Genomic DNA, 11,914 nt, shown 5'->3' with positions numbered 1-11,914 from the left:
ATATCGACTTCACGTTAAAGCGTCGCCATCTCACCTTTGCAAATACGCGTTAACATAGAAACAGGAATACACACTTCATGTTTAAAAAGCTTCGAGGCATGTTCTCTAATGATCTGTCCATCGACCTCGGAACAGCAAACACGCTGATTTATGTAAAAGACCAGGGTATTGTTCTAAACGAGCCTTCAGTAGTAGCTATTCGTCAAGAGCGCGCAGCCGGGCCGAAAAGTGTTGCGGCAGTAGGTGCAGAAGCTAAGCGCATGCTTGGTCGTACACCAGGTAATATACGCGCTATCCGCCCGATGAAAGATGGTGTTATCGCCGACTTTTACGTGACTGAAAAAATGCTACAGCACTTTATAAAGCAAGTGCATGACAATAATTTCTTGCGTCCTAGCCCTCGTGTTTTGGTATGTGTACCTTGTGGTTCAACACAAGTTGAACGCCGGGCTATTAAAGAATCTGCTTTGGGTGCAGGTGCGCGTGAGGTTTACCTTATTGACGAACCAATGGCTGCGGCAATCGGTGCAGGCTTGCCTGTATCAGAAGCGCAGGGTTCTATGGTGGTTGATATCGGTGGTGGTACTACTGAAGTTGCTATCATCTCACTAAACGGCGTGGTCTATTCATCTTCTGTTCGTATTGGTGGTGATAAGTTTGACGAAGCTATCATTAATTATATTCGTCGTAATTTCGGTTCTCTTATTGGTGAAGCTACTGCTGAGCGCATTAAGCACGAAATTGGAGCGGCGTACCCAGGCGAAGAAGTTCGTGAGATCGAAGTTCGTGGTCGCAATCTAGCAGAAGGCGTGCCTCGCGGGTTCACGCTAAACTCAAATGAAATTCTTGAAGCACTTCAAGAACCGCTAACGGGTATCGTTTCTGCCGTTATGGTGGCACTAGAGCAGTCTCCACCAGAGCTTGCTTCTGATATTTCTGAGCGCGGTATGGTACTTACCGGCGGTGGTGCACTTCTTAAAGATCTAGATAGGCTATTAATGGAAGAAACGGGTATCCCAGTGGTTATCGCTGATGATCCCTTGACCTGTGTAGCACGCGGCGGTGGTAAGGCTTTCGATATGATTGACCTTCACGGTGGCGACCTGTTTAGCTACGAATAAACAGGAAAGGCAACCGTAAGGTTGCCTTATTTGTATCATGGATACTATTTTTACTCGCGGCCCTTCTTTAAATATCCGGCTTACGCTGGCCCTTGTGTTGTCAGTAACACTGATATTTGTCGACCATAAAATGGATGGCTTCAAATCTACGCGGGTGTACCTCAACTCTTTAATGAGCCCACTTCAGTACATTGCTAATCTTCCCGGGTTAATGCTTAGCGAAAGCGCACAGCGGCTCACCTCTAAAGAACAGTTGTTAGCAGAAAACCAAAAGCTTAATAACCAATTGTTGCTAATGAGTGAAAAGCTTCAGCAATACGATGTTATTGCAAAAGAAAACGCACAACTTCGAGAATTACTGCAAGCGCCCGTGCGCCTATCTTCGAAAAAGATGGTAGCCGAACTGATGGCGGTAGATAAAAACCCGTATAGTCAGCAGGTGGTTATCAATAAAGGCGCTATAGATGGTGTGTATCCTTCTCAGCCTGTCCTCGATGACAAGGGTGTTGTGGGTCAGGTTATGGAAGTGGGGTCAACCAACAGCCGGGTATTGCTGATCGCTGACGTTACACACGCCATTCCTGTGCGCTCCCTTCGAAATGATATTCGCTTTATCGCTACCGGCAGCGGCGCGCTTAACGAATTATATCTCGAGCATGTACCGCACAGCGTCGATATTCAGGAAGGTGACACGCTTATCTCATCTGGACTTGGAAAAGTGTTTCCAGAAGGTTACCCCGTAGCAACAGTCACACAGGTAGTCAGAGATGAAAGCCGTCCTTTTGCTCGAGTTATTGTCACCCCGCAGGCAAATTTAGATAGACTTCGTCACCTCCTGCTCTTATGGCATGAGGATGACTTATCACAAAAGCCTGATTCAGATAAGGAAGAAAAGGCAAGTAAACCTGTTATCAACGAGGAAGAGTCTTCAGATGCGTAAACGTAACCTCGTTATTTGGTTAAGCCTGCTAGTGGCTATGGTACTGCAAATAGTACCTCTGCCCACTCAAGTTGACTTGTATCGGCCTGATTGGGTGTTGGTCGTGCTTGCATACTGGAGTATGGCACTGCCTCACAGAGTTAACGTAGGTGTGGCGTTTTTAACTGGTGTTGCTATGGATGTGCTGGTTGGCACCACGTTGGGCATTCATAGCTTCGGTTTAAGTATTTGTGTTTATGTGCTGGCCGCCAATTACCAAAGGCTAAGGAACTACTCTGTGTGGCAGCAGGCGATTATCATCGGGCTACTTGCCTCGCTATATCATTTGTTGACGTTTTGGGTTCAGCATCTGTTAACGGATATTTATTTCCAAGTTGATTACTTGTGGCCAGTCTTAACATCCATGGTGATTTGGCCGTGGGTATTTTGGCTACTTAGACGTACACGCAGACAATTATCAATTTCTTAATATAAACACCTTCACGATTAAACCAAAGGTAAGCCAATGACAAAATCGGTAGTGTTAGCGTCAGCCTCACCACGACGCACAGCTTTGCTCAAGCAAATGAACATAGCCCATACAATACAACCTGCCGATATTGACGAGTCGCCCCGTGACAATGAGTCACCGATGGAGCTTGTCGCAAGGCTTGCGACTGAAAAAGCCCAGGCAGTAAAGGCGCAACTCTCATCTCAGCAAGAAATGACGGAAGACAAAATCATTTTGGCCAGCGACACGCTCATATCTTTTAACGGAGAGAGTGTGGGTAAACCTGAAGATAAAGCGGACTCAAAACGCATTCTTACCATGCTTTCTGGTAAAACTCATGACGTCCTTACCGCTATTTGTGTGCTTAATAACGCTCAGCAACAGACCCAAGTCATTACCACATCTGTGACTTTTGCAGCATTGACGGATGAGCAAATTGACGCATACTGGGAAACAGGAGAGCCTGCCGACAAAGCAGGGAGTTACGCTATTCAGGGTATTGGTGGTGAGTTTGTGGTCTCTATCAACGGTAGTGCAAGCGCCGTCATAGGCCTACCGCTATACGAAACCCGCCAATTACTTAATGCATTTGGACTGAATGAATTTGGAGTAGTATCGTGAGTGCTGAACTGCTTATTAACGTTACCCCGTCAGAGTCACGGGTGGCGCTTATTGAAAACGGAATACTGCAAGAAATTCACGTAGAGCGTCATACTAAACGGGGTTTAGTTGGCAATATTTATCGCGGAAAAGTAAGTCGTGTATTGCCGGGCATGCAGGCAGCTTTTGTCGATATTGGGTTAGAAAAAGCTGCGTTCTTACATGCCTCCGACATTGTCATCCACAATGAGATTGCTGAAGAAGTCTCGGCAAGTCATATCCAGAAGCAAGACATTCGTGAGCTGGTGCGTGATGGTCAAGATATTGTGGTTCAGGTGGTAAAAGATCCTATCGGTACCAAAGGTGCACGTCTTACCACAGACATTACTATTCCCAGTCGTTATTTGGTGTTTATGCCGTCGGTAACACACGTGGGTATATCGCAACGCATTGAGGAAGAATCAGAAAGAGAGCGCTTAAAGTCGCTGGTGCAAGAGTTCTGTGATGAGAACGGCGGTTTTATTCTTCGTACTGCCGCAGAGGGCGTGGGCAAAAATGAATTGCAATCTGATGCCGCGTTTTTGCGAAGATTATGGGATAAAATCCAGTCTCGTATGAAAAAGCGCAAGTCGAACGTGCTTTATGAAGATTTACCGCTGGCACGACGAGTACTGCGAGACTTTGTCGGCACTGAATTAGATAGAATTCGCATCGACTCAAAACTCTCTTTTAATGAACTTCATCAGTTCACAAAAGAGTATGTGCCCGAAATGAACGGCAAACTCGAATACTACCCTGGTGATAGACCTATTTTTGATTTGTATGATGTGGAAAATGAAGCTCAGCGGGCACTAGAGCGTCGCGTTGACTTAAAATCTGGCGGTTATCTGATCATCGATCAAACCGAAGCCATGACCACTATCGATATCAATACTGGTGCCTTTGTTGGCCACCGAAATTTAGAAGAAACAATTTTTAACACCAATATTGAGGCGACGCAGGCAATTGCTCGTCAACTAAGATTGCGTAACTTAGGCGGTATGATCCTAATCGACTTCATCGATATGATGGAACCAGACCACAAAAGACGTGTCTTACATTCATTAGAGGTGGCGACGAACAAGGATAGAGCCAAAATAAACATTCACGGTTTTACCGCGCTAGGGCTTATTGAAATGACCCGCAAGCGCACTCGTGAAAGTATTGAGCATATACTGTGTGGCGAATGCCCAGTGTGCAAAGGTCGAGGCACAGTAAAAACTATTGAAACCATTTGCTTTGAAATTATGCGTGAAATTGTAAGGGTGAATCGAGCCTATGACGCAGATAAGTTTGTGGTTTATGCTTCACCAAAAGTGGCGGAAGCCTTAATGGGTGAAGAATCTCATATGCTGGCAGAACTAGAAGTATTTGTGTCTAAACAAATCAAGGTTCAAACCGAAACACTGTACAACCAGGATAAGTACGACGTCGTCATGATGTAATGCATTAACGTATACAAAGGCAAAATGTGACAAATTTTTCGTCGGTAGCCGCTTATCTACTTAAGAAGTTTTGGCTGCTACTCGCCGTATTGCTTGTACTTTTCGCGCTTGTCTTAAGCGCTGCACGCTATGCTCTGCCGCATATTGAGCACAACAAACATCTGTTGGAAAATTATATCAATGAGCAGTATGGCGTAAACCTATCTATTAAAAGTGTGCATGCTGTTTGGCAGCGCAGTGGTCCCAGCATTGTGCTCAATTCTGTGTCGCTGGCTAAAAACGATGCTTCTCCTGTTGCGTTGGATATCAGACAAATCTACGTTGAGCTAGATTTTTGGGAATCGCTACGCCATCAACTTATTTCATCTACCCGTTTCGAGCTGCGGGGGGTAGTGATTGATATTGATGCTGATCGCCTCTCTAGTGACGGTAAAAATAACTTCCCCGTGGTGAAGGCCCTTGAACGTCTTTTCTTAGAACAGCTACAAAGCTTTTCGCTAGAAGACGGTGTGGTTTCCGTTACCCATCTCAACGAAACTAATTCCTTCGATATAGAAAGCCTATCGTGGAACAACCGCGAGGAAAGACACCAAGGTTTAGGGCGGCTGAAAGTTGCAGATTTAGCTGCTAATTCAGCGTCTTTCATTATTGATGTTACCGGCACACGAGAAGAGTTTGAAGGTGTGTTCTACGCCAAAGCCGAAGAACTCGATATCTCCCCATGGGTCAGCGACCTGATTAAAACTAAGCGTCCGCTTGCCGAGAGTCGTGCAAACTTCGAGATATGGACTAATTTTTCTCAGAGCGAAATTACCAGTATACAAGCTGAATTAAGTGAGAGCATTTTAGAGTGGGGGAGTGACCGCGCGAAAACGGTGACTGGTATCAGCGGCGGTAGTCTTCAAGCGTTGCCCAATACCGAAAGCAAGCAAGGCGGGTGGAATGTTAGGGTAGACCAGCTTGTGCTTAACTCAAGCAATGAGACGCTTACCACTGACCTTATCGGGAGTGTAGGTGCAAACGGTGATGCGTTGATAAACACCGTGAAGCCCGTGCAAATTGACCCTTTTTTGCTGTTACTACCACTTTTCATGGATGACACTAGTGAAGAGGAAATACGCGGGCTAAATCCAAAGGGGGAATTAGCTACGTTGCAAATTCAACTGCATAATGGTCAGCCTTCTTTAGCCGCTAAAGTACTCGATCTACAGTGGGATAAAACGGATGAGGTGCCGGGGCTTTCGTCCCTAAATGCCGACCTCTTTTGGTATAAAAATAACGGTGCGATTTACTTAGAAAGTAAGAATAGTGTGCTCAGCGCTGATGGTGTAATCAAAAAAGACATCAACATAAAGCAGTTCAAATCTCGATTTTATGTTTATCCAGAGCAAATAGACGAAGCAAAAAAACAGTGGATAGTACAAGGTAGCGACATGTTGCTTGAAAGTGATGCTGTTACTTTGAATCCACAGTTTAAATTAAATACTGCAACCGGGTTTATGTCGCTGTATGTCGATGTTAGCCCGTTGGCTTTAAATGAAGTAAGTAACCTGTTTCCCGCTTCCCTAATGGGTGTCAATACCGACAAATATCTCACTCGAGCGTTTAACGGCGAAGGTGAAATTACAAACGCGCGTGTGCTGTGGCATGGCCGCACAAGTAACTTTCCCTTTGAAGACAATAGCGGTATTTTCCAGGCCTATGTTGATATTAAGCAGGGGGATTTTCTTTTTGCACCTGACTGGCCTGCGCTCAATAACTTAGATTTATCTTTGTATTTTGTGAACAACGCCCTAGTGATGGAGAGCCCAAGCGCAACTCTTGCTGATGTGGAAATAACTGACATGTCGGCCTCTATTCCTAGCTTTAAGCCTGGTGCTCGCTTGAATATCTATGCCACTGGTTCAGGTTCTGGCGAGGCGCTTACGGCGCTAATGATGGACTCATCCCTAAAAGACTCTCTGGGTAAGGTTTTAAACGATGAAGTTCAAATTAGCGGGCCGTTAACTACTAACCTCAAATTAGATATACCTTTTAAGGGCAAAGATGTCGTGGCATCGGGTTCCGCGCATTTATCTAACAACCCTGTTTATATTGCGACAACTAACATGCTTTTTGATAAAGCGTCGGGTGAGGTGTCGTTTACTAACGGAAACATAGACGCAAGTGATCTCACTGCAAAATTTCTAAAACAGCCGGTGAATTTGTCGTTGTCTGGCAGGCAGAGCGATACGTACGATCTCCATGTAGAATTAGGTGGGCGTTGGCACGTACACCCGTTAGCTAACTATGTAAATACCGAACTCACTGAATACATTGACGGTGAAAGCGATTGGAACACCATAGTAGATATAACACTTGCTAAAAATGGCTTTGAATACTCTGCGAATCTCACGGCAGATTTGACGGCCACGCAAAGTGTACTGCCCGCCCCTTTTGGCACTCCGGCTGGCAGCACCTTACCGTTACAAATAATCAGCATTGGCGATGGCAAAGCATCGAATGTTAAAGCTACGCTTGGCACCAACATTCGCTTTGACGGTGTGCTACCCCACAAAGAAATGCAGTTCTCGCGGGCGCATCTAGCCCTAGGTGAAAGCGATATAGCCAATATTGGGACAGGCTTTAGTATCAGTGCAAATCTACCTCAAGCCGATGTACAAGAGTGGTTTACCACTATTGACATGTTGCTTTCTGGCAAAGGGAAAAACGCCCTTAATACCTATGCGCAAACCGATGGACAGCCCGCTAGCAAATCAGAAGAGACTGATACTAAGCGTACCAACTTATTCGGCACGCCCTCTCGTATATTTGCTAAAGCAGACATGCTTAACTTTGCTGGTCACAGCATTAATAAGGCAGAGCTGAATGCAACTGAGCGCAATAAGGATTGGATCTTAGACTTAGCTTCACCTCAGGCCAGGGCAACTATTCGCATCAACAGTGATTTAGATGAACAAGGCATTGAAGTAAATGCCGACTACTTGTCGTTAGATAAACCAAGTGAACCTGAGATATCCGCGACATCAGATGATGAAAGTAATGCCGTATTAGCCGCTACAAGCGAGGAAGACGAGTCACCTTATAATATTGACCCCAACACGCTTCCGCCCATTTATTTTTATTGTCAGTCATGCGGTGTACATGGCATTGATTTAGGTGAAATCACGTTAGACGTGGCAAAAGACGATCATGGCCTTGCCATACGACAACTTTTGGTAAAATCTGATGAAACCAACATTACAGCAACGGGCTACTGGAAACATGTAAATGGCAAGGTGAATAGCGCGTTAAATGGCACGTTGACGTCACCTGACGTGGGGCAAATGCTAAAAGAGTACGGCGTTGAATCGGGAATTAAAGATTCTAGTGCAAACGTTAAGTTTGACATTAACTGGCCCAATGCACCAATGGACTTTGGGTTTGAACAGCTTAACGGCAATGTAGAGTGGTCACTGTCTGATGGCTATCTTACTGAGTTGAGTGACAAGGGCTCGCGTATATTTACCCTGTTCAGCTTAAACTCGTTAGTAAGAAAGCTCAGCCTTGATTTTCGAGACGTTTTTGCTAAAGGCTTTTTCTACGACGACATGGGCGGCACGTTAAGCATTGTTAACGGCAAAGCGTATACTGACGATACTGAAATTGACGGCGGCGCGGGAGAAATAGAAATTACCGGCTTCACCGACTTGAATACGGGCGGCTTAAATTACAATGTGTCTTTCGCGCCCAATGTAACCGGAAACCTTCCGTTTCTTGTGTATTTCTTAGCAACGCCGCCTACTGCATTGGCTGCTCTTGCCATAGACCAAGTGCTAACATCTGCGAAAGTGATTTCAAATGTGAACTATCGCGTAACGGGCACCATAAAAGAACCTAAGTTTGAGGAATTTGAGCGCAATAGTAAAGACATTAGCTTACCTGCTCAAAATGCGCCTGTACCGGCCAATCCACAAGACAGGCCATTAACGGATGATGACGTGCGCAGGCTGAAAATGGAGGTGATCGATGGTTAATTTAGTTGCACTACAAATGACTTCTACGCCAAACGTAGAAGAAAATCTCGACATAGTGGCAAGTGAAATGGCTGCGGCCAATATTGCAAAGGACAGCTTGGTAGTATTGCCAGAGTGCTTTGCCTGCTTTGGCGGCAAAGATAAAGGCCAACTTGAAATCGCTGAAGTAAAAGGTGATGGTGTAATACAGCACAGTTTATCGTCACTTGCAAAGCAGCATCAATGCTACATAGTCTCAGGTACATTTCCTGTGAAAACGGAAAACCCCGATAAATTTTCTGCTGCTTGCATGTTATTTGGACCGAGTGGTGAGCTGTTGGCTGACTATCGTAAAATTCACATGTTCGATGTATCGGTAAACGACAATACAGGCAGCTACAAAGAGTCCGCTACTACTGAAGCAGGAAGCGAAGTCGTCACTGTTCAAACGCCAATAGGCAACATTGGGCTTGCGGTGTGTTATGATGTACGCTTCCCAGGGTTGTTTACTGCAATGGGCGATATCGATATTTTGGTACTGCCTGCGGCCTTTACCCAGCGCACTGGAGAGGCACACTGGCACGCACTGTTGCAAGCCAGAGCCGTCGAAAAACAGTGTTTTGTGGTAGCGCCAAACCAAAGTGGTGTGCACGCTAATGGTCGTGAAACGTATGGGCATAGTATTATCCTATCGCCTTGGGGCGAAACCCTTGCCGAACAAGCCTCTGAAACAGGGCTGGTATCGGCAAACGTAGATATTGCAGCAAGAGAAACTATTAAACAGAATATGCCGGTTGCCGAACATAACCGATTCAGGAGTCACTTTGTCTAAATCTGTTGAGCGTCATTTATTATCTGACTCAGGCCTAGATATTTCTAAGCTAGAGAGTGCGCTAGCGACCATTTATCGCCACGACACCGACTATGCCGATTTGTATTTTCAGTCAAGCCAACACGAAAGCTGGGTACTGGAAGACGGTATCATCAAAGAAGGCAGCTATAATATTGAGCGTGGCGTTGGCGTGCGTGCAATTAGCGGTGAGAAAACGGGCTTTGCTTATTCTGACGAAATAAGCGAAGAAGCATTAACTAAAGCATGCAAAGCCGCCCGCGGCATTGCGCCAAGTGGCGGCTCACAGCAAGTTGCTTCACTGGGGCAAAAATCAGTGCAAGCGCGATACAGCGAAAATAACCCTATTCTTGCGATGCAAGATGCCGAGAAAATTTCATTGCTTAAAGCGGTAGATGCCTACATCCGTAAGCAAGAGCCGTCTGCCAATCAGGTGGTAGTAAGTTTAAGCGGCGTATATGAAGAGATTTTAGTTGCTGGTAGCGACGGTACTTTAGCTACAGATATTCGTCCCCTTGTGCGTCTAAACTGCTCAGTATTGCTAGAGCAAGGTGATAGACGCGAGCGCGGTTCAGCGGGAGCTGGTGGGCGATATGCTTACTCATTCTTTAAGCAAGATGAAGATGGCAAACACTATTATGAGCAACTAGCCGATGATGCGCTGCACATGGCGCGTGTTAACATGCAGGCAGTGGCCTCACCGGCAGGCGCTATGCCTGTAGTATTAGGCAACGGTTGGCCAGGAGTGCTACTTCACGAAGCAGTAGGTCACGGTCTGGAAGGCGACTTTAACCGTAAAGGTGCATCAACTTTCAGCGGTCGCATTGGCGAGCGCGTAGCCGCCAAAGGTGTAACCGTTGTTGATGACGGTACATTAAGCGATCGTCGCGGTTCATTGTCAGTGGACGATGAGGGCACGCCAACGGCACATAACGTACTAATTGAAGACGGTATTTTAAAAGGCTACATGCAGGACAAGCACAATGCCAAGCTAATGGGCGTTGCACCTACCGGTAACGGCCGCCGTGAATCCTATGCGCACTTGCCTATGCCCCGCATGACGAATACTTATATGTTGGAAGGTCAACACGATCCGCAGGAAATTATCGCGTCTATCGACAAAGGTATTTACGCGCCGAACTTCGCTGGCGGTCAGGTAGATATTACGTCTGGCAAATTCGTGTTCTCTAGCGCTGAAGCTTACCTTATCGAAAACGGTAAAATTACTGCACCAGTCAAAGGGGCAACTTTAATTGGTAATGGCCCTGAGGTTATGCAAAAAATCTCAATGATTGGCAACGACACTGCGCTAGATAAAGGCGTGGGTGTATGCGGTAAAGACGGTCAAAGCGTACCAGTAGGTGTAGGACAGCCTACGCTTAAAATTGACGAGCTAACAGTGGGCGGAACCGCCTGATAATTGTACACTTCCACTGGCTTGCGCCAATGCAAGTCAGTACTTTGCTTCGTACTTTTTCTAGATAAAAGGAATTATCAATGATTGTTAGTGTATTAAAATGGATGGCTATCGCAGTACTGGTTTTAGTGGCCTCAGCTGCAGGATACGCTCTTTTTGTTCAGCTTTCTTTTGACAGCACGAAGCCCATCGAAAACTATGGCAATGTAGACACTGCCCTTTTCACGGACAAGTCACAAACGCGCCCCTTGCTTGTTTATTTTGGCGGCAGCGAAGGTGGCAACAGCATGACAAAGCCATCTAATGTATCTGAACGAAACCTGTATTTAGACGCGGGCTACGCTGTTCTCGCGGTAGGGTATTTCAAGATGCCAGGTTTACCTGAAGAACTTGATCGTATATCGCTAGATGCAATTTACGAGAAAGTAATAGAGGCCCAGCAATTGCCGTTTATTGACTCTCAGTGTGTTGCCGTAATGGGAGGCTCTAAGGGGGCTGAGTTGGCTTTGCTGCTTGCATCATTATATCCCGACATCGACGGTGCTGTTGCGTTCGCTGGTAGCCATGTTTCTTTTGCAAGCCCCTCTTTTAGGACAGGAGCGTCTACCGCTTCGTTTCAGCACAATGGTCGTGACATCCCCTTTGTTCAGATACCAAATGGCGCTATTCCTAAAATGCTTACCGGAAATTTTCGCGAGGCACATAACATTGCTCTTGAACAAGGCGCGCAGGAAGGCAGCAAATGCAGCGATTCGCGTTGAGAATATAAAGGGGGCAGTGTTGCTAGTATCTGGTGAAAACGATCATGTTTGGCCGTCTGCAGAAATGTCGGACAGAGTCATAAAGCGGCTTGAGGAAAACAAATTTGCTTACACGTACGAACATATTGTGGCACCTGGCGGTAATCATTTTACGCCTCAAAGCGACTACCACGATCGTGCAATAGCCTTCTTAAATAGACATTTTAAGACTACTTGCCAAAGTGAAACCAACGAGAAAAAAGCGTAGAATCATCTT

The 11,914-nt window shown here is 45.9% G+C and carries 10 protein-coding genes; all 10 read left to right on the top strand.

Going from position 1 to position 11,914, the window contains the following annotated elements:
• Positions 1 to 77: 77 nt before the first annotated feature.
• The 10 genes from ACYX4M_RS05815 (at position 78) to ACYX4M_RS05770 (ending at position 11,905) form a co-directional block, all read left to right on the top strand.
• The gene (locus tag ACYX4M_RS05815; protein ID WP_118490596.1) at positions 78 to 1,121 is read left to right on the top strand and encodes a rod shape-determining protein; all 1,044 of its coding nucleotides are present in this window, start codon (positions 78 to 80) and stop codon (positions 1,119 to 1,121) included.
• 37 nt (positions 1,122 to 1,158) lie between these two features.
• A complete protein-coding gene (gene mreC / locus ACYX4M_RS05810; RefSeq protein WP_476082248.1) occupies positions 1,159 to 2,061 on the top strand; it encodes a rod shape-determining protein MreC in 903 nt (300 codons plus the stop codon).
• The gene (gene mreD, locus ACYX4M_RS05805) at positions 2,054 to 2,530 is read left to right on the top strand and encodes a rod shape-determining protein MreD (RefSeq protein ID WP_476082247.1); all 477 of its coding nucleotides are present in this window, start codon (positions 2,054 to 2,056) and stop codon (positions 2,528 to 2,530) included. Before mreC ends, mreD begins: the two co-directional genes overlap by 8 nt.
• A gap of 36 nt (positions 2,531 to 2,566) precedes the next feature.
• Positions 2,567 to 3,172, top strand: a complete 606-nt coding sequence (locus ACYX4M_RS05800; RefSeq protein ID WP_476082246.1) for a Maf family protein — start codon at positions 2,567 to 2,569, stop codon at positions 3,170 to 3,172.
• Entirely contained in the window at positions 3,169 to 4,635 is a 1,467-nt protein-coding gene (rng, locus tag ACYX4M_RS05795; protein WP_334058570.1) for a ribonuclease G, read from the top strand. The genes ACYX4M_RS05800 and rng overlap by 4 nt, the downstream gene beginning before the upstream one ends.
• Positions 4,636 to 4,661: 26 nt before the next feature.
• Positions 4,662 to 8,651 (top strand): YhdP family protein, encoded by a 3,990-nt coding sequence (locus ACYX4M_RS05790; protein WP_476082245.1) that lies wholly within the window; start codon positions 4,662 to 4,664, stop codon positions 8,649 to 8,651.
• Positions 8,644 to 9,462, top strand: coding sequence for a carbon-nitrogen hydrolase family protein (locus tag ACYX4M_RS05785; RefSeq protein WP_476082244.1), 819 nt, complete (start codon positions 8,644 to 8,646; stop codon positions 9,460 to 9,462). The genes ACYX4M_RS05790 and ACYX4M_RS05785 overlap by 8 nt, the downstream gene beginning before the upstream one ends.
• On the top strand, positions 9,455 to 10,897 hold the full coding sequence (gene tldD, locus ACYX4M_RS05780; RefSeq protein WP_476082243.1) for a metalloprotease TldD: 1,443 nt from the start codon (positions 9,455 to 9,457) through the stop codon (positions 10,895 to 10,897). The genes ACYX4M_RS05785 and tldD overlap by 8 nt, the downstream gene beginning before the upstream one ends.
• Positions 10,898 to 10,977: 80 nt before the next feature.
• Complete coding sequence (locus tag ACYX4M_RS05775) at positions 10,978 to 11,658, top strand: acyl-CoA thioester hydrolase/BAAT C-terminal domain-containing protein (RefSeq protein WP_476082242.1); 681 nt, start codon at positions 10,978 to 10,980, stop codon at positions 11,656 to 11,658.
• Positions 11,659 to 11,674: 16 nt separating this feature from the next.
• On the top strand, positions 11,675 to 11,905 hold the full coding sequence (locus ACYX4M_RS05770; RefSeq protein ID WP_476082241.1) for an acyl-CoA thioester hydrolase/BAAT C-terminal domain-containing protein: 231 nt from the start codon (positions 11,675 to 11,677) through the stop codon (positions 11,903 to 11,905).
• Positions 11,906 to 11,914 lie beyond the last annotated feature (9 nt).

The sequence above is a fragment of the Alteromonas sp. ABV4_150 genome (assembly GCF_056311745.1).
This window is presented reverse-complemented; position numbering and strand designations above follow the sequence as displayed.

Coding starts and splice junctions, on each gene's coding strand:
- ACYX4M_RS05815 (WP_118490596.1), top strand. CDS start 78: ATGTTTAAAAAGCTTCGAGGCATGTTCTCTAATGATCTGTCCATCGAC.
- ACYX4M_RS05800 (WP_476082246.1), top strand. CDS start 2,567: ATGACAAAATCGGTAGTGTTAGCGTCAGCCTCACCACGACGCACAGCT.
- ACYX4M_RS05785 (WP_476082244.1), top strand. CDS start 8,644: ATGGTTAATTTAGTTGCACTACAAATGACTTCTACGCCAAACGTAGAA.
- mreC (WP_476082248.1), top strand. CDS start 1,159: ATGGATACTATTTTTACTCGCGGCCCTTCTTTAAATATCCGGCTTACG.
- ACYX4M_RS05775 (WP_476082242.1), top strand. CDS start 10,978: ATGATTGTTAGTGTATTAAAATGGATGGCTATCGCAGTACTGGTTTTA.
- mreD (WP_476082247.1), top strand. CDS start 2,054: ATGCGTAAACGTAACCTCGTTATTTGGTTAAGCCTGCTAGTGGCTATG.